Annotated in this window: 19 protein-coding genes and 1 pseudogene; 10 read left to right on the top strand and 10 right to left on the bottom strand. The window is 66.7% G+C overall.

Annotated elements, in window-relative coordinates:
• A partial coding sequence (locus VML93_RS22865) for an NHL repeat-containing protein (RefSeq protein ID WP_325614567.1) occupies positions 1–784 on the bottom strand: 784 nt, incomplete at its 3' end.
• Positions 785–1,043: 259 nt separating this feature from the next.
• On the opposite strand from VML93_RS22865, the gene VML93_RS22860 reads away from it, so the two are divergent.
• Complete coding sequence (locus tag VML93_RS22860) at positions 1,044–2,171, top strand: cation diffusion facilitator family transporter (RefSeq protein WP_325614566.1); 1,128 nt, start codon at positions 1,044–1,046, stop codon at positions 2,169–2,171.
• Here the strand turns inward: VML93_RS22860 and VML93_RS38680 are convergent.
• The 4 genes and pseudogenes from VML93_RS38680 to VML93_RS22845 form a co-directional block, all read right to left on the bottom strand.
• A pseudogene (locus VML93_RS38680) lies at positions 2,143–2,214 on the bottom strand (hypothetical protein); the annotation flags it as partial. The gene VML93_RS22860 and the pseudogene VML93_RS38680 sit on opposite strands and share 29 nt — an antisense overlap.
• A 109-nt stretch (positions 2,215–2,323) precedes the next feature.
• A complete protein-coding gene (locus VML93_RS22855; RefSeq protein WP_325614565.1) occupies positions 2,324–3,274 on the bottom strand; it encodes an alpha/beta hydrolase in 951 nt (316 codons plus the stop codon).
• A 41-nt stretch (positions 3,275–3,315) separates the two neighbouring features.
• Entirely contained in the window at positions 3,316–4,830 is a 1,515-nt protein-coding gene (locus VML93_RS22850; protein WP_325614564.1) for an alanine/glycine:cation symporter family protein, read from the bottom strand.
• Between the two features lie 158 nt (positions 4,831–4,988).
• Complete coding sequence (locus VML93_RS22845; protein ID WP_414686419.1) at positions 4,989–5,312, bottom strand: DUF732 domain-containing protein; 324 nt, start codon at positions 5,310–5,312, stop codon at positions 4,989–4,991.
• A 184-nt stretch (positions 5,313–5,496) separates the two neighbouring features.
• Here VML93_RS22845 and VML93_RS22840 point away from each other — a divergent pair, with 184 nt between their 5' ends.
• The 3 genes from VML93_RS22840 to VML93_RS22830 all read left to right on the top strand — a co-directional run bounded on the left by VML93_RS22840 (position 5,497) and on the right by VML93_RS22830 (position 7,348).
• Complete coding sequence (locus tag VML93_RS22840) at positions 5,497–6,219, top strand: Clp protease N-terminal domain-containing protein (protein ID WP_325614563.1); 723 nt, start codon at positions 5,497–5,499, stop codon at positions 6,217–6,219.
• An 80-nt stretch (positions 6,220–6,299) separates the two neighbouring features.
• Positions 6,300–6,809, top strand: a complete 510-nt coding sequence (locus tag VML93_RS22835) for a hypothetical protein (protein ID WP_325614562.1) — start codon at positions 6,300–6,302, stop codon at positions 6,807–6,809.
• Positions 6,797–7,348: a GNAT family N-acetyltransferase gene (locus VML93_RS22830; RefSeq protein WP_325614561.1), complete on the top strand. Its 552-nt coding sequence runs from the start codon at positions 6,797–6,799 to the stop codon at positions 7,346–7,348. Before VML93_RS22835 ends, VML93_RS22830 begins: the two co-directional genes overlap by 13 nt.
• A gap of 38 nt (positions 7,349–7,386) precedes the next feature.
• Here VML93_RS22830 and zapE read toward each other — a convergent pair whose 3' ends face one another.
• On the bottom strand, positions 7,387–8,469 hold the full coding sequence (gene zapE, locus VML93_RS22825) for a cell division protein ZapE (RefSeq protein ID WP_325614560.1): 1,083 nt from the start codon (positions 8,467–8,469) through the stop codon (positions 7,387–7,389).
• Here zapE and VML93_RS22820 point away from each other — a divergent pair.
• Genes VML93_RS22820 through msrB form a run of 4 tightly spaced genes read left to right on the top strand, consistent with a single transcriptional unit; the run spans position 8,468 to position 12,583 of the window.
• Positions 8,468–9,220, top strand: a complete 753-nt coding sequence (locus VML93_RS22820; protein WP_325614559.1) for a pyrimidine reductase family protein — start codon at positions 8,468–8,470, stop codon at positions 9,218–9,220. The two genes, zapE and VML93_RS22820, sit on opposite strands and share 2 nt — an antisense overlap.
• Before the next feature lie 21 nt (positions 9,221–9,241).
• Positions 9,242–10,822, top strand: a complete 1,581-nt coding sequence (locus VML93_RS22815; protein WP_325614570.1) for an alpha/beta fold hydrolase — start codon at positions 9,242–9,244, stop codon at positions 10,820–10,822.
• A gap of 31 nt (positions 10,823–10,853) precedes the next feature.
• Positions 10,854–12,164 (top strand): arabinofuranan 3-O-arabinosyltransferase, encoded by a 1,311-nt coding sequence (gene aftC, locus VML93_RS22810; RefSeq protein ID WP_325614558.1) that lies wholly within the window; start codon positions 10,854–10,856, stop codon positions 12,162–12,164.
• 8 nt (positions 12,165–12,172) lie between these two features.
• Positions 12,173–12,583, top strand: a complete 411-nt coding sequence (gene msrB / locus VML93_RS22805) for a peptide-methionine (R)-S-oxide reductase MsrB (RefSeq protein WP_325614569.1) — start codon at positions 12,173–12,175, stop codon at positions 12,581–12,583.
• Between the two features lie 146 nt (positions 12,584–12,729).
• On the opposite strand, the gene VML93_RS22800 is transcribed toward msrB, so the two are convergent.
• Genes VML93_RS22800 through hemE form a run of 4 tightly spaced genes read right to left on the bottom strand, consistent with a single transcriptional unit; the run spans position 12,730 to position 16,590 of the window.
• The gene (locus tag VML93_RS22800; RefSeq protein ID WP_325614557.1) at positions 12,730–13,479 is read right to left on the bottom strand and encodes a class I SAM-dependent methyltransferase; all 750 of its coding nucleotides are present in this window, start codon (positions 13,477–13,479) and stop codon (positions 12,730–12,732) included.
• Complete coding sequence (gene hemQ / locus VML93_RS22795; protein WP_325614555.1) at positions 13,476–14,171, bottom strand: hydrogen peroxide-dependent heme synthase; 696 nt, start codon at positions 14,169–14,171, stop codon at positions 13,476–13,478. The genes VML93_RS22800 and hemQ overlap by 4 nt, the downstream gene beginning before the upstream one ends.
• 5 nt (positions 14,172–14,176) lie before the next feature.
• Entirely contained in the window at positions 14,177–15,532 is a 1,356-nt protein-coding gene (locus tag VML93_RS22790) for a protoporphyrinogen oxidase (RefSeq protein ID WP_325614553.1), read from the bottom strand.
• The gene (gene hemE, locus VML93_RS22785) at positions 15,529–16,590 is read right to left on the bottom strand and encodes a uroporphyrinogen decarboxylase (RefSeq protein ID WP_325614552.1); all 1,062 of its coding nucleotides are present in this window, start codon (positions 16,588–16,590) and stop codon (positions 15,529–15,531) included. The genes VML93_RS22790 and hemE overlap by 4 nt, the downstream gene beginning before the upstream one ends.
• A 42-nt stretch (positions 16,591–16,632) precedes the next feature.
• Between hemE and VML93_RS22780 the strand changes: the two genes are divergently transcribed.
• The gene (locus tag VML93_RS22780) at positions 16,633–17,430 is read left to right on the top strand and encodes an enoyl-CoA hydratase/isomerase family protein (protein WP_325614550.1); all 798 of its coding nucleotides are present in this window, start codon (positions 16,633–16,635) and stop codon (positions 17,428–17,430) included.
• Between the two features lie 102 nt (positions 17,431–17,532).
• Positions 17,533–17,972 (top strand): DUF3000 domain-containing protein (locus tag VML93_RS22775; RefSeq protein WP_325614568.1); only part of this gene is annotated, 440 nt, incomplete at its 3' end.

Below are 17,972 nucleotides of genomic sequence, written 5' to 3'. Positions count from 1 at the left end.
TGACCACCCGGTTGTTGAAGTAGTCGGTGATGTAGACGTTGCCGGCGGTGTCCACCGCGACGCCCTCGGGAGAGCTCAGGCCGGTGAACGGCAGTTCGACCGGCGTGCTCGACCCCGCCGACAATTTGAGCACCCGGTTGTTGAAGTATTCGGAAACGTACACGTTGCCGGCGGTGTCGACCGCCACGCCCGAGGGATTTCTCAGGCCGGGGAACGGCAGATCAACCGGCGTGTTCGATCCCGCCGGCAGTTTGAGCACCCGGCTGGTGTTGGCGTCGGCGATGTAGACGTTGCCGGCGGTGTCGACCGCCACATCTGTTGGACTGGCCAGGCCGGTGAACGGCAGCACCTGGACCAGGTTGGTCGCCCCCGCCGGCAGCTTCAATGCCGCGTATTTGCCGTAGTCGGTGACATAGACGTTGCCGGCGGTGTCGACTGCGACGCCCGAGGGGTTCTTCAGGTCGGTAAACGGCAGCACGATCTGGTTGGTCGACCCCGCCGGCAGTTTGAGCACACGGTTGTTGTTCGCGTCGGTGATGTACACGCTGCCGGAGGTGTCCACCGCCACCCCGAAGGGATCGCGGAGGCCAATGAAAGGCAGCACGACCTGAGACGATTTACTCTTCTGCGATGACGGATGTCCAACGATGACGAGGATGGTGACAACAGCGGCGATGACAGCAACCGCCGCAACAGCAATTGCGATCCTGGCCCGGCCGCTGCCCAGGCGGCCCGATGGCGTGGTGTCCGCCGGTGTGGGTGCGGTTTCCGGCGCCTCGGTCATTGGGCGGACGCTAACCGTGCGGGCTGGCATCGGGACAGAACACGGCGGAAGGAACAGCCTTCGGTCGCTGCCACAGTCAGGATGCTAGCGGTTCAATCCCCCACCCGCACGGCGGATTCGCTGGGTCTTTGCCGTGGCGGTCGACATCGCCGCAAATGTGTATCAAACTCTCCGCCCGCTGACCGATCACGGCGGACAGCGCGAAACTTGACCTTTGGCGACGGTCCGATGACTTTGCGTCACGAAAGGCCAACACCCGATGAGTCATCTGCGCACCCAATCCGCGGCTGCGAGCAGCAATTACGACACAGCGGGACACCCCCACGGTCTGCGCGCGACGGTCAAGGAGATCTTCGCCCCGCACTCACGCGATGCTGCCGACAGTGTTGATGACACCCTGGAATCCAGTGCGGCCGGAATCCGCGCGGTCAAGATAAGCCTGCTGGTTCTCGCGCTGACCGCAATCGCCCAGATCGTCATCGTGGTGATCTCGGGGTCAGTGGCGTTGGCCGCCGACACAATTCACAACTTTTCCGACGCCTTGACCGCGCTGCCGTTATGGATCGCGTTCGCGCTGGGAACCAAGGCCGCCACGCGTCGCTACACCTACGGATTCGGCCGTGCCGAGGACCTGGCCGGGCTTTTCGTGATCGCCATGATCGCGCTGTCGGCGGCGATCGCCGGCTACGAAGCGATCATGCGGCTGATTCACCCCCAACCGATCGCACACGTCGGCTGGGTCGCCCTGGCGGGCTTGGTCGGATTCGTCGGCAACGAATGGGTGGCCCTCTACCGCATGCGAATCGGGCGCCGCATCGGGTCGGCCGCACTGGTCGCCGACGGAATGCACGCTCGCACCGACGGCTTCACCTCGCTAGCGGTGCTGTTTTCCGCCGGTGGTGTCGCACTGGGATTCCCGCTGGCCGACCCCATCATCGGTCTCGTGATCACGGTGGCCATCCTGGCGGTGTTGCGCACAGCGGTTCGCGACGTTTTCCGCCGGATCCTCGACGGTGTGGACCCGCGGTTAGTCGATGCCGCCGAACACGCGCTGGCCACCCGGCCCGGGGTCGAAGCCGTGCGCAGTGTCCGGACGCGCTGGATCGGGCACCACCTGCACGCCGACGCCGAACTCGACGTCGACCCGAAACTCAGCCTGGCTGAAGCACACCACATCGCGCACGACGCCGAACATGAACTCACGCATGCCGTCCCCAAGCTCACCCGGCCGCGCACGGGTGAGGTTTCGGGACAAAACCGCGTCAGCTGCTCAGCCCGGCCTCTGCGTAGATGTTCCGGAGCTGCTCACGCGCATGCTTCTCGACGAACAACGGGATGTAGCTGCGGATCGGGCTGGCGTCGAATCGGGCGTGCTCCCGCTGGATGAGGGCATCCACAACCTCGGGTGAAATGCTCGGGAAGTCGTGCATCAGGCGCCGCTCTACATCCGCTAGCAGTGGTTCCTCGCTGACTAGAGTGGCCTGGCTCATCACCCGGGCTTTCCCGTTCGGGTGCCGACGGTAAACCACTCGACGCCGCTCAGGCCGGAAATGATTCGATCACCTCGATCAGCTCGTCGGGCGCTTCCCAATTCAGCAGATGCCCCGCATCGGGGACGGTGACGAGCCGCGCTCCCGGTATCCCTGCGGCCAGCCGACGCGAGTGACTGGGTGGTGTCGTGCGATCGGCGGAGCCGACCATCACGACGGTCGGCACGGCGATCTCACCCAGGCGCGGATATCGGTCTTCGCTGGAAAATGCCCGCACAATCGGCAGCAACGGCCCGTGTTCATCGAGGTGTTGATGGAACGACTCGACGAAGGCCGAGATCATCGCCGGCGACGGGTGCGTCCCACACTGTGCGGCGCCGAACAACACCGCAACGGTCTTGTTGCGCAACAACTTTTGCAGGATGCCGTACTGCAGCAACGGGATCTGCAACCGGTTCTGTGGTGCCCCATCCAGAACGCGTCCCGCCCACGTCGCAAACAGCACAAGTCCGCGCAGCCGCCGCGCGAGGTCAGGGTGATCGATCATGGCGCGGATCGTGACGAACCCACCCATCGAGTGTCCGATCAGCACACCGTCACGAACGTCGAAGTGCCGCAGCACCGCAGCGAGATCGTCCGCCATGGGCTCAGATCCGATGCCGTCGGCGCCCAGCGTGGAAAGCCCATGGCCGCGCTGGTCGACGGCGATCACGCGAAAACCCTTGGCCTGCAGTTCATCCCACACGAAATTCCACTCGAAGATTCGAGCGGTGTAACCGTGCACGAAAACCACCGGCGGCCCCTGGCCCGCGGACAGCGCCCGCAACACCGTCCCGTCCGGGCGGGTGATCAGGACCTCCTCGCCCTTCGGCTCAGCCAGAAGCCGTTCGCGGGTAAAGGGATCCGGGTTTCGCTCGATCCGGGCGACCACCGCCCGCGCACCACCCCAGAGCAGCGCACCGACCGACACAGCGCCACAAGCAACTCCGGCTATTCGCACGGGCTCAACAGTAAGCGACGCCGACTTGTCGCCGTCGCGGGCTACGCCGCCGGTGAAACTCGTGACAACCCGATTGGGGTCCGACGGACCGGCGGCGCGGCTCCGGGCAGCGCGCCCACCTGCCGGCGCTCTGGAATCTCCCAGATGTCGCCCTCGAGCTCGCCGGGCAAGTCGGCCTGGCTGGCCACAAAGACGGGTTCCCCGCCCTGCAGGGCCTGGCGGTGGTAATCCTTCAGCGCCGCAAAGGCCCACTTGCCCAACAGGCAGATCGCGATCAGATTGGCGATCGCCATCAGCGCCATCGCCAGGTCGGCGAGTGCCCAGACCACCGTGAGCTTGGACATGGCCCCGAACACGATCGAACCCAGTGTCACCAGTTTGAGGATGTTGGTCGCCAACCGCCGCCCGCCCAGGAAGAAGAGGTTGGCCTCGGCGATCACGTAGTTGCTGAGCACCGAGGAGAACGCGAAGAAGAACACCACCGAGGTCATCAGCACGGTGGACCACGAGCCCAGGTCTGCGGCGATGGCCTGCTCGGTCAGGCTCGCGCCCGCGACCTCACCTGGGTGAGCGGGGTTGTAAAGCTCGGGTGCCGACGCCAGCACGATGAACGCCGTCGCGGTGCAGATCACCATGGTGTCGATGAAAACGGCGAGCGACTGGATCAGGCCCTGCTCCACCGGATGGGCAACCGTCGCGGCGCCGGCAATGTTGGGCGAACTACCCAACCCCGCCTCGCAGGCGAACAGGCCACGCTTGACCCCGGTGAGCATCGCAGCCGCGATGCCGCCGGCGAAACCGCCTGCCATCTGCCGAATTCCGACCGCACCGCCGATGATCTCCTCGATCATGCCCGGCAGCTCGGTGATGTTGACCGCCACGATCGCCAGCGCCAGCAGGGTGTAGACCGCGGCAACCGTGGGAAGCACCTTTCCGGCGAACGCGGCCACCCGGCGCACCCCGCCGAACAGCACCGGCGCTGCCAGCACCGCCAGACCCACTGTTGTCCAACGGATGTCGATGCCATGCGATGTCTTCAAGACGCCGCTGACCGCGTTGGTCTCCACCATGTTGAACGCAGTCGAGAACGCGACCGTCAGCAGCACGGCAAAGATGACGCCGCCCGCCCGCGAGCGCAGCCCACGCTGGATGTAGAAAGCCGGGCCGCCGCGGTAGGCCCCGTCGCCCGAGCGGACCTTGAATATCTGGCCGAGGGTGGCCTCGATCAGCGCGGTGGCCATGCCGACGGCGGCCACCACCCACATCCAGAAGATCGCGCCGGGCCCACCGACGGTGAGCGCGATGGCGACACCGGCGATGTTCCCGGTGCCCACCCGCGACGCCAGGCCGACGCAGAACGCCTGAAAGGAAGAAATCCCACCGTCTTGGCGGTGGGATCTACGTAACTGGCGAAACATGCGTCCGAAGTAGCGGACCTGAATACACCTGGTGCGCACCGTGAAATAGAGGCCGACACCGATGAGCAGATAGACAAGGACGTGGGTGTTCAGGAGGTTGCTAAGCGGATCGATCAACTGCGCCTGCAGGAAGTCCAAATTTTCCTTCCTCTCGCATGCCCCAAAGCTGGCCCACTATTAGTCACAGAATGGTAAAGCTGAAATGTTGACGACAGGTTTCGTTAACCGGGCTCCGGTAGCCGGGGTGTAACAAATCGATCACACCTGGTGTGCACGGCCCCGAAACGCGCTGGTGGCTACGGGGTGTTCACACCCAGCGACGCCAGCACCTTGGGGCAGTACACGTTGGCCGCGATTGCGGTGAACTTGGCGGCCTTGTCCTCGGTGAGCGCAGGATTTTGGCTTTCAACGATCTTGACGAGATCCGCCATCTGGGTGCCTTCGCCGGCCTTTTCGCAGACCCATTTGCCGGCCGCTATCGCGCGCCCCCGGTCCGGAAAGCTGATGCCGACCGTTTGGACCGTCGCGAGGAATTGGTCGTCGGTGCCGTCGGCGTGTGCCGGCACGGCCATGCCGAAGGTAGCGGCAAGACCTGCCAGGGTCACGAAGAGGGGTTTCACAGTGCACTGATCGTCCCAGAGAGGCGATGATCTCGCATCTTGTACGAAATATCTCAAATGAACAACGAATGGCACTGTGCGCCAACGCCATTCCCGAGGCCCAAATGCGACGAACGGCCGCCGGCCCGCCGCCAGCGTCAACCTTGAGTTGACGCAATCTGGGCGTCAACCTACTGTTGACGCTATGGCCGACCCGACCCCCATTGCCTACCCCGTCCGCCTCGACGAGCTGATCAACGCCATCAAACTGGTGCACCGCAACGTGTTGGACCAGCTCAGCGATGCCGTCCTGGCCGCTGAGCATTTGGGCGAGATCGCCGATCACCTGATCGGGCATTTCGTCGATCAAGCGCGCCGATCGGGCGCGTCCTGGACCGACATCGGCAAGAGCATGGGTGTCACCAAGCAGGCCGCCCAAAAGCGATTCGTCCCACGTGCCGAAGCCGCGACCGTGGACCCCGAGCAGGGTTTCGCGCGTTTCACACCGCGGGCCCGCGGCGCCGTCGTCGCCGCCCAGAACGCCGCGCACGACGCCGTCAACAGCGAGATCACGCCCGACCATCTGCTGCTCGGGCTGCTCAGCGACCCGGCCGCGCTGGCAACCGTCCTGCTCCACCTGCAGCACGTCGACACCGATGCGCTGCGCACGGCCGTGAACCTGCCACCGGCCGCCGCCGAGGTCCCCGCGCTCATCCCGTTCAGCGGTCCGGCACGCAAGGCGCTCGAACTGACGTTCCGTGAGGCACTTCGACTCGGCCACAACTACATCGGCACCGAGCACTTGCTGCTGGCGCTGCTCGAACTCGAAGACGGCGCGGGTCCGCTGCACCGGTGCGGCGTCGACAAGGCACGCGTCGAGGCGGATCTGGCCGCCGCGCTGGAGTCCCTGACCGTCAAAGGCGGCTGAGCGGCAACGTCGAACCCCTCCCTTTGCCAGAGCGCGTGTGCAATCATGCGAAGGTCGTCGAAGGAGCCGAGGAGGCAACGATGCACCGCTGGCTGACTGTCATGACCACCTTCCTCGTCACCGTTGCGATCGTTGCTGTTCCCCGTGCCTGGGCCGGCGACTCGCCGATCGGTCACATCGGTGACACCCTCCGGGTGGATACCGGCGACTACGTCGCCGACGTCACCGTCACCAGCGTGGTGCCGTGCGACCCGCCGCCGGGATTCGGCTACACGCGAAGCGGCGTCCCGGTCAAGAGCTTTCCCGGCAGCACCGTGGAGCGCGCCGATGTGGCGATCCACGCTGTGCGGGTGCCGAACTCCTTCATCATGGGCACCAACTTCAGCTTCGACGGCGTGACGCCGTACGCCGACGCCTACAAGCCCCGGGCCAACGATGCACCCGACTCGCTGGACAACGTGATCGTGAACGCACCGCAAGGTTCGATAGTGCGCGGCGAAGTGTACTGGGACGCCTACCGCGATCTGGTGACCAACGTGGTCCTGCTGGACAAGAAGACCGGCAAGCACCTCGCGCAGTGGAACCTCTGACGCTGGCCGTCCAAACCGCCGCGACGGATTCCGTCGAAGCCGAAGAACTGGCCGCCGTTGCCGCGCTTACCTTCCCGTTGGCGTGTCCGCCCACAACGGCTGCCGAGAACATCGCGTCGTTCATCGACACCAACCTGTCCGCCGAACGGTTCGCCGAGTACCTGACCGACCCGCAACGCGCGGTGCTCACCGCCCGGCAGAACGGCCGAATTGTCGGGTACGCGATGCTGATTCGCGGCATCACCGACGACCCGGACGTCCAGCGGGCCGTCCAGACCCGCCCGGCCACCGAGCTGTCAAAGCTCTACGTGCTGAATGACTTTCACGGCGCCGGGGTTGCGGCGGCGTTGATGGACACCACGCTGGCGACTGCCGCCCAATGGCGCGTCCGTTGCGTGTGGCTGGGGGTGAACCAGGAAAACCTTCGCGCACAACGCTTTTACTTCAAGAGTGGCTTTAAGATCAACGGCACCAGGACGTTTCAAGTGGGAGATCGCCGCGAGAACGACTACGTCATGGTTCGCGAGCTAGTGCCCTGAGGGTCACGCCGGCGTGACGCTCGGCGAGGCGCGGCGAGCTAGGCCTGGGCCGTCAGCGCCAAGAGCCGTGAGGTGGCGCGCAGGTACTTCTTTCGGTACCCACCGGCCAGCATCTCCTCGCTGAAGATGGTGTCCAACTTCGCCCCGGAGCCCACCACAGGGATGCCGGCGTCGTAGAGCCGATCGGTGAGCGACACCAGGCGCAGGGCAACATTCTGGTCGTCGATAGCGTGCACGCCGGTCAGGAACACCTCGCTCACACCCTCGATCAGGGTCAGATATCGCGACGGGTGCATGGTGGCCAGATGCGCGCACAGCGCGTCGAAGTCGTCAAGGGTCGCCCCCGGCACACCGGCCGCGCGGGTGCTGACCTGCTCGTCGGACAGGGGCTGGGGCGCCGGCGGCAGGTCGCGGTGCCGGTAGTCCGGTCCCGCGATTCGTACAGTGGTGAAAATGCTTGCCAGCGTGTTGATCTCGCGCAGAAAGTCCTGCGCGGCGAAACGGCCCTCGCCCAGCTGCTCGGGCAGCGTGTTGGAGGTCGCGGCCACCGACACACCCCGCTCGACCAACGACGAGAGCAGCCGCGAGATCAGCGTGGTGTTGCCCGGATCGTCCAGTTCGAACTCGTCGATGCACACCGCTGTGTAATCGGCCAGCAGATCAATGCATTCGACGAAGCCGAACACCCCGGCCAGCTGGGTCAGCTCGCCAAATGTCGCGAACGCCTTCGGTGCGGGCGTTGCACCGGGCCCGTCACCGGGCAACTGGTAGTACGCCGAGGCCAGCAGGTGGGTCTTGCCCACCCCGAACCCGCCGTCCAGATAAATCCCGACACCGGGCAGCACCTCCCGTTTGCCAAACAGCTTTTTGCGGCCCGCGCGCCGCTGCACCGCCTGAACGCAGAACTGCTGACACGCCGCGACGGCGGCCGCCTGGGTCGGCTCGGCCGGATCGGGGCGATACGTCGCAAAGCTCACGTCGGCGAACGTCGGCGGCGGGCGCAGCTGAGAGATCAGCCGCTCCGGCGACACGCTCGGGTGCCGGTCCACCAGGTGCGCCACCTGGTGGGAAGTGGACCCGTGCATGCACGCACTGTAGCGGCGTGCTGCAATCAAACCCATGCCCGCACTGACGCTGCTCGAATCCGGGCGCGAGGTCGACGAAGGTGAACTGCCCCAGCTGTACGGCTATCCCGCCAAACCCGACGGCATCTGGTTGCGGGCGAACTTCATCAGCAGCGTGGACGGCGGCGCCACCGCCGACGGTGCCACCGCCGCAATGGCGGGGCCCGGCGACAAGCTCATCTTCAATCTGCTGCGTGAGCTTGCCGACGTCGTACTGGTCGGCGCCGGCACCGTGCGGATCGAGAACTATTCCGGTGCGCATCTGAGCATCCCGGAACGCCAGCAGCGACAAGCCCGCGGTCAAAGCGAAGTGCCGCAACTGGCGATCGTCACCAAGTCGGGTCGTCTGGACCGGGACATGGGCGTGTTCACCCGTACCGAGGTCCCGCCCCTGGTGCTCACCTGCACGGCCGCCGTCGATCCGACGCGCAGTCTGCTCACCGGTATTGCCGAGGTGGTCGACTGCTCGAGCGACGATCCGGCCAAGGTCGACGAGGCGGCTGTGCTGGCGACTCTGCACGCGCGCGGCTTTCGCCGCATTCTGACCGAGGGCGGCCCGATGCTGCTCGGGTCCTTCATCCAGCGCGGCATGCTCGACGAGCTGTGCCTGACAATCGCGCCCTGTCTGGTCGGCGGACTGGCCCGCCGCATCGCGACCGGCCCGGGCCAGCTGGTGACCGAGATGCGCTGTGCCCACGTTCTCACCGACGACGCCGGATACCTGTACACGCGCTACGTCAAGGCCTGACGGGGCCGATTCGGCCGGGATATCGCTACTGTGGTCGGCATGAGTCGGCGCGTCACGTCCACTGCGATCCTGATCGCGGTGAGCACCGTGCTGTCCGGCTGCGTCCCGGGCCTGGCCGCAGACCCGCGCTTCGCCACCAATTCCGGCGCCAAACCACAGGGCGTGGCCACCCCCAAGCCGCCGCCGGCCGGCCCGCCGCCGATCGCCGCGCCCAAGAACGACTTGTCCTGGCGTGACTGCACCAAGCGGGTGTTCGCCGACGCGGGCATCACCGCCGCGCCGGCCGGCGTCCAACTGGATTGCGCGGCTTACGACGCCGACCTCGACCCGGCTAACGGCGGGTCGGGCACGTTAAGCATCGGCGCGGTCCGTGCCCGCACGGCTCAGACGCCGCACGACGCGGGACCCCTGGTCTTGACCACCGGCGCGGACCTGCCGTCGTCCACGCAGTTGGCGGTCTGGCTGTCGCGGGCCGGCGCCGACGTACTCCGCGGCCGTCCCATCGTCGCCGTCGACCGTCGCGGCATGGGCATGTCGAGCCCCATCGATTGCCGCGACCACTACGACCGCCAGACGATGCGCGATCAGGCGCAATTCAAGACCGGCGACGACCCCGTTGCCAACCTCTCCGAAGTGTCGAACACCGCGACCACAAACTGCACCGACGCCCTGGCACCGGGTTCCTCGGCGTATGACAACAGCCTCGCGGGCTCGGATATCGAGCGTCTGCGCAACCTCTGGGACGTGCCCGCGCTGGCCCTGCTCGGAATCGGCAACGGGGCCCAGGTGGCGCTGGCCTACGCCGGATCGCGACCGGACAAAGTCGCCCGGCTGATCCTCGACTCCCCCGTTGCGCTGGGAATCAACGCCGAAGGCGCCGCCGAGCAACGCGTCAAGGGCCAGCAAGCCGCCCTCGACGCGTTCGCCGCGCAGTGTGTGGCGCTGAACTGTTCACTCGGACCCGACCCGAAGGGCGCCGTCACCGCTTTGCTGGCCAGCGCCCGCTCCGTTAGGGGGCCGCGCAGCATCTCGGTGGCGTCGGTGGCGAACGCCATCGTCACCGCCTTGGGCTACCCCACCGGCAGCGGGCCTAGCACCATCACGACCCTGTCCGACGCGCTGTCCGCCGCCCGCTCCGGCGACAACAACCTGCTGTCCAACTTGATCAGTCGCGCCGACGCCACCCAGGATTCAGACGGCCAGTTCGTCAACGGCTGCAGCGACGCGCTCAACCGCCCGACTCCGGACCGGGTCCGCGAGCTGGTGGTCGCGTGGGGGAAGCTCTATCCGCAGTTCGGTACGGTCGCGGCGCTCAACCTGGTCAAATGCGTGCACTGGCCGAGTAGTTCGCCGTCCCCGCCGCCGAAAGATCTCAAGATCGACGTGCTGTTGATGGGTGTGCAGAACGACCCGATCGTGGGCTCTGAAGGCGTTGCTGCGTCCGCGGCCACGATCATCAACGCCAACGCGGCCAGCAAGCGGGTGATGTGGCAGGGCATCGGCCACGGCGCCAGCATCTATTCGCCCTGCGCCGTCCCGCCGCTGACCGGCTACCTGGACAGCGGCAAGCTGCCCGGAACCGACACCTACTGCCCCGCCTGAGACTTGAGCTCTTAGGCGCTGACGCGCCCTGGTGTACGGTTCGCTCGTGACGGCAGCTGACTCGACTCGAACCGGTCTGCGGGGTTGGATACAGGCCGGATTCCGTCCCCGCACCGGTGCACCGAGCACGGCGACGGTGCTGCGCTCGGTGTTATGGCCGCTGGCCATCATGTCAGTGATACACCGCAGCGTCATCCTCACCGCCAACGGCAACATCACCGACGACTTCAAGCCGGTCCACCGCGCAGCGTGGAACTTCATCCACGGCCTGGACATCTACAACGAGCATTTCGACTACGTCGACCCGCACTACCTGTACCCGCCGGGCGGCACGCTGCTGATGGCCCCGTTCGGGTATCTGACCTTGTCGCCGTCGCGCTACCTGTTCATCGGCATCAACACGGTGGCAATCCTGGTCGCCGCCTACCTGCTGCTGCGGATGTTCGACTACACGCTGACCTCGGTGGCAGCCCCCGCCCTGCTGTTGGCGATGTTCTGCACGGAAAGCGTCACCAGCACGCTGGTGTTCACCAACATCAACGGTTGCGTGCTGCTGGCCGAGATGCTGTTCCTGCGCTGGCTGTTGGACGGCAGGGCCAGCCGTCAGTGGTGGGCCGGCGTGGCGATCGGGCTGACGCTGACGCTCAAACCCGTGCTCGGGCCGTTGCTGTTGCTGCCCTTCCTGAATCGCCAGTGGCGGGCGTGGGTGACCGCGATCGTGGTTCCGGTCATGATCAACCTGGTGGCGCTGCCGCTGGTCAGCCATCCGATGGATTTCTTCACCAAAACGCTGCCGTACATCGGGGGCACGCGTGACTACTTCAACAGCTCGATCGAGGGCAACGGCGTGTACTTCGGCCTGCCCACCTGGATGATCGTGTTCCTGCGGGTTCTGTTCACGCTGCTGGCGATCGGCGCGATGTGGCTGCTGTACCGCTATTACCGCACCCGGGACCCGCGGTTCTGGTTCACCAGCTCGTCGGGCGTGCTGCTGGTGTGTTCCTGGCTGGTGCTGCCGCTGGCCCAGGGCTACTACTCGATGATGCTTTTCCCGTTCCTGATGACGGTGGTGCTGCAGAACTCGCTGATCCGCAACTGGCCGGCGTGGCTGGGCGTCTATGGCTTCCTGACGCTGGACAACTGGCTGCTCTTCAAGTGGATGAGGTATGGCCGCGCGCTGCAATACCTGAAGATCACCTACGGCTGGTCGCTGCTGCTGATCGTGGTGTTCACCGTCCTCTACTTCCGGTATCTGGACGCCAAGGCCGACAACCGGCTGGACGACGGTATCGATCCGGCGTGGCTGACGGCGGACCGCGAGCGCGCTAGCGTGGACGCATGACTTCTGACTTGTCGCGTCCGAAGGTGCAACTTTCCGATGACGAGTGGCGTAAGAAACTGAATCCGCAGGAGTTCGACGTGCTGCGTCGCGCAGGCACTGAGCGGCCGTTCATTGGTGAGTACACCGACACCAAAACCCAAGGCATTTACGAGTGCCGGGCCTGCGGGGCCGAATTGTTCCGCAGCACAGAGAAGTTCGATTCGCATTGCGGCTGGCCATCGTTTTTCGACCCGTCGAGCTCGGATGCGGTGATCCTGCGTTCCGACAAGGCGCTGGGGATGACGCGCACCGAGGTGTTGTGCGCGAACTGCCACAGCCACCTGGGGCACGTGTTCGCCGGTGAGGGCTATCCGACGCCGACCGACCAGCGCTACTGCATCAACTCGATCTCGCTGCGCCTAGTCCCCGACGAGGCCTGAGCGCCAACCGCTTTCAGCGTCGGCGAGTGTGTGGTTGCGAGAATCCGGCCGGATTTCCGCAACCAGTTCACGTTCGGCGAGAGGCCGGCTTCCGCTGGCGACGGCTGAGACAGATGGGGCGCCGACGCCGAGGCATCAACGCCGGCTCAGTCCACCCGGGTGGCGTGCACCTCCCAGAACCCGGCGTGTGCCCTGCCGTTGACCAGCCACGGCTCCATCGCCCGGAACCGCTCCATCATCTTCTCCGCCTCCGCGGCCATGTCGGGATTCCGCGCCACTGATATCGCCAGCGACTCGACGCTCACGTTGACCTGGTAGGTCGTCGTGCCCAAGTAGGTGATCTCCCAGCCGCCCGCGGGCAGCACGTCGCGAAAAGAGTCGGCGGACAACGACCGCAGCATCTTGAAGCCGTTGACGTCATGGTCCCCGAACTCGAACATGTACAGCCGCGCCCCCGGCCGAGTCGCCCGGTGCAGCGCCTGCACATAAGACGCCTGCAGCTCGGGAGCGGTGCTGAAGGTGTGGTAGAACGCGCAGTCGACGACGGTGTCGAACCGGTTGTCCAGTCCCTCCAGCTTCGTCGCGTCGGCAAGCTCGAAGTTCACCGACACCCCGGCTTTGCGCGCATTCTCGCGGGCACGCTCGATGGCCGCGGCCGACCCGTCGATGCCGGTGGCCGAATAACCCTTCGAGGCGTAATAGATCGCGTGGTGCCCTGGGCCGGTGCCCGGGTCGAGCACCTCACCCTTGATCGCGCCCAGCGCGACCAGCTGCTGGACCACCGGCTGCGGACCCCCGATGTCCCACGGCGTGGCGGTGGGCAAGCCGTGCGACGTCCGGTCGTCGCGATAGCTCTCGTCGAAACGGGTGGGGTCGGTCGGGTCGAAGGCGGTCATGGCAGCGAGTTCACCAACTGCTCGACCGCCACCCGTGGACCGGTGAAAAACGGTGTCTCCTCGCGGGTATGCCGTCGCGCATCGGTGGCCCGCAATTCCCGCATCAGGTCGACGATGCGATCCAACTCTGGGGCCTCGAAGGCCAGGATCCATTCGTAGTCGCCGAGCGCGAACGCCGGCACCGTGTTGGCCCGCACGTCCTTGTACTCACGGGCGGCCATGCCGTGCTCGGCGAGCATCCGGCGGCGTTCCTCGTCGGGCAACAGGTACCACTCGTAGGACCGCACAAACGGATAGACGCAGATGTAGTTGCCGGGATCCTCGCCGGCCAGAAACGCCGGGATGTGACTCTTGTTGAACTCCGCGGGCCGGTGCAGCGCCACACTGCTCCACACCGGCGCGCTGGCCCGCCCCAGCATGGTGGTGCGCCGGAAGTCTGCGTAGGTGGCTTGCAGTGCCTCGACGCGTTCGGCGTGGGTCCAGATCATGAAGTCGGCGTCGGCCCGCAGTCCGGCTATGTCGTAGAGGCCACGCACCACAACGCCGCGTTCCTCCTGCTGTTTGAAGAACGTGGCGGCGTCGTCGACGACAGCCTCACGCTCCTCACCGAGCTCGCCGGGTCGTACCGAGAACACCGAAAACATCAGGTAGCGAAGCGTCGAGTTCAACGCGTCATAGTCGAGGCGGGGCATGGCACCTATCGTGCCACTCGCGCATCCAGAGCCTCGATGACGCTGGTGGCCGCCTTGCCGGCCGCCCCGACGCAGGCCGGCACGCCGATGCCGTCCAGATAGCTTCCCGCGACGGCCAGCGTCGGCGGCAGCCCGGCGCGAACTTGCGCGACCAGATCGCTATGTCCCGGTCCGTACTGCGGCATCGCGTCGATCCAGCGCTGCACGCGGACATCGAACGGCTCGACATTCACGCCGAAAACGGCAGCCAGGTCGTCCTGTGTCCAGGCCAGCAACTCTTCGTCGGACGCCCGGACAGCCAGATCTTCGCCGAAGCGCCCGAACGACAACCGCAGCAGCTGGACGTCCCCGCCACCACCCCATTTGCGGCTGGACAAGGTAATCGCCTTGGCCCGCAACGGCTCACCGCTGGCGACCAGCACGCCGGAATTCTGCGGAAACGCGGTATCGGCGGGAACCGCCAGCGCCACCACCGCCGACGACGCGCTGGTGATCCGGCTGGCGGCGGCGATGCTGCGTGGCGCCAGGCCGTCAACCAGCTGCACTAATCGTGGGGCCGGGACGGCCAGGATCACCGCGTCGGCGTGCCAGCTGGCGCCGGTCTCATCCCGCAAGGTCCAGCCGGGCTCGAGGCTCTCAACCCGGGCGCGCACCCACTGCAGCCCACTGCGCCGAACCAGCTCGTCGAGCAGGATCCGGTACCCGCCCTGCAGCGAACCGAACACCGGGCCGTCGTTGGCCGGCGGCAGCCCCTGGCGAACCGCGTCGGTCAGGCTCCCCGCGCCCCGGTCCAATGCCGCCGCGACGCTGGGAGCCCCGGCACGCAGCCCGATCGTCGCCGCCGAGCCCGCGTACACCCCACCCAGCAGCGGGTCGACCGACCGGGCCACAGCCTGCTCGCCGAACCGGTCCGCCACCAGGGAGGCCACCGACGGATCGCTACCCGCCTGCCAGCTGAAAGGCCGGCCCGGTTCGGTCTCGATGTGCGCGATCGTGGCGTCGTCGACCAGCCCGGTCAGCGACGCCGCCGACGACGGAATCCCGGCCACCGTGCCGGATGGCAGCGGGTGCAGCTTGCCCTGGCTGTAGATCAGCGGTCGCGCGCCGGTGGTGGTCCGTTGCTGCCCCGACAGGCCCAGCTCGGCCAGCAGCGCCGGCATCTCGGGGCGGCGCAGCACGAACGCCTCGGCGCCCAGGTCCATGGGTTGGCCGCCGACCCGCTCGGTGCGCAAGACCCCGCCGAGCCGGTCACCCGGATCGAACAGCGTGATGTTCGCGTCGTCACCCAACGCCGACCGCAGCCGGTACGCCGCGGTCAACCCCGAAATACCGCCGCCCACAACACAATATGAGCGCGTCATAGCGAGTGGACCAGCGACACCAACTCGGTCAGCACGCCAGGATCGGTCTCCGGCAGCACTCCGTGGCCGAGGTTGAACACGTGGCCGGCCGCGCCGGCGTCCACGGCGCGACGTCCGTAGTCGACGACGGCGCGGGCCGCGCGTTCCACCACCGGCCAGCCCGCGAGGACGACCACCGGGTCGAGGTTGCCCTGCAGCGCCGTGCCGGGCTGCACGCGGGCGGCGGCGTCGGCGAGTGCGGTCCGCCAGTCCACGCCGACGACCGTCGCACCCGCTTCCGACATCGCACCCAGCAGTTCAGCGGTCCCGACCCCGAAGTGCGTCATCGGCACGCCGTATTCGGACAGCGTGGCGAAAACACGCGAGCTGTGCGGCAGCACGTACTGGCGGTAGTCGGCCAGCGACAGCGTCCCCGCCCATGAATCAAAGACCTGGATCGCGTCGACCCCGGCGTCGATCTGGCCGCGCAGGAACGCGATGGTGAGGTCGGCCAGCTTGGTCATCAGTGCATGCCAACTCGCCGGCTCGGCCAGCATCATCGCCTTGGTGCGGGCGTGGTTTCGGCTGGGCCCGCCCTCGACGAGGTAGGACGCCAGCGTGAACGGCGCACCGGCGAAACCGATCAGCGGGACATCGCCCAGCGCGTCAACCAGCAACCCCACCGTCTGCAGCACTGGCTGAATCGACTGCGGGTCAAGGGGTTTCATGGCGTCGATAGCGGCGGCGGTGCGAATCGGGTGCGCGATCACCGGCCCGACGTCGGCGACGATGTCCAGATCGATGCCGGCGGCGCGCAGCGGCACCACGATGTCGGAGAACAGGATCGCCGCGTCGACGTCGTAGCGGCGTATCGGCTGCAGGGTGATCTCGCAGGCGACTTCGGGTTCGAAACAGGCCGCCAGCATGCTGTGCCGTTCGCGCAGCACCCGGTATTCGGGCAGCGATCGGCCCGCCTGCCGCATGAACCACACCGGGATTCGACTGGGTTTGCGGCCGGCGACCGCGGCCAGATAGGGCGATTGCGTAAGGTCGCGACGGGTACGCGGAGAGCCATTCATATGGCCTTCATGCTGCCATGCTTCCCCCGTAACATCGGCCCGATGCCACTCACTTACGACGACTTTCCCAGCCTGCGCTGCGAACCCGGCGAGAACGGCGTGCTCACGCTGGTCCTCGACGCGCCCGGGCTGAACTCGGTCGGGCCGCAGATGCACCGCGACCTCGCCGACATCTGGCCGGTGATCGATCGCGACAAGAACGTCAAGGTCGTCCTGGTCCGCGGCGAGGGCAGGGCGTTCTCCTCCGGTGGCAGCTTCGACCTGATCGAGGAGACGATGGGCGACTACGAGGGCCGGGTCCGCATCATGCGGGAGGCCCGCGATCTGGTGCTCAACCTGGTCAACCTCGACAAGCCGGTGGTCTCCGCTATCCGGGGCCCGGCCGTCGGCGCGGGTCTGGTGGTCGCACTACTCGCCGACATCTCCGTGGCGGGCCGGACCGCGAAGATCATCGACGGGCACACCAAACTCGGGGTCGCCGCGGGCGACCACGCCGCGATCTGCTGGCCGCTGCTGGTCGGGATGGCCAAGGCAAAGTACTACCTGCTGACCTGCGAGACGCTGTCGGGTGAGGAAGCCGAGCGCATCGGCCTGGTCTCCACCTGCGTCGACGACGACGAGGTGCTGCCCACCGCGATACGCCTGGCCGAGAGCCTGGCGAACGGGGCACAACAGGCGATCCGCTGGACCAAACACAGCCTGAACTACTGGTACCGCATGTTCGCGCCGGCCTTCGAGACCTCGCTCGGGCTGGAATTCATCGGGTTCGGCGGCCCTGACGTGCGGGAAGGGCTCGCCGCGCATCGCGAGAAGCGCCCGGCGCGGTTCGGCCCCCAGTAGCACGAAACGGCGCGCCTGTCGCGGCGTGTCGGCCGATGGGTCTACCGTCCAATCGTGACTTCAGCAGCCGAACCGGCCCCGTTCCGTGAAGCGGTAGCGGCCATGAACGCTGTCACCGTGCGGCCTGAAATCGAGCTCGGACCGATCCGGCCACCGCAGCGGCTGGCGCCCTTTAGCTACGCGCTGGGAGCCGAGGTCAAACATCCCGACCTCGACATCGTCCCCGAGCGCTCCGAGGGCGATGCGTTCGGCCGGCTGATCCTGCTGTACGACCCGGACGGCTCCGACGCCTGGGACGGCACCATCCGCCTGGTCGCCTACATTCAGGCAGACCTGGACTCCCACATGGCCGTAGACCCCTTGCTGCCGGAGGTGGCATGGAGCTGGCTGGTCGACGCGCTTCAGGCGCGCACCGAGCAGATGACCGCCTTGGGCGGCACGGTGACCGCCACCACGTCGGTGCGCTACGGCGACATCTCCGGGCCGCCGCGCGCCCACCAGCTGGAGTTGCGGGCGTCGTGGACGGCGACCACCCCCGAGGT

The sequence above is a fragment of the Mycobacterium sp. genome (assembly GCF_035499775.1).
Lineage (GTDB): Bacteria > Actinomycetota > Actinomycetes > Mycobacteriales > Mycobacteriaceae > Mycobacterium.
The sequence above is the reverse complement of the archived record's forward strand: the minus strand, read 5'-3'. Positions and strand labels throughout refer to the sequence as shown.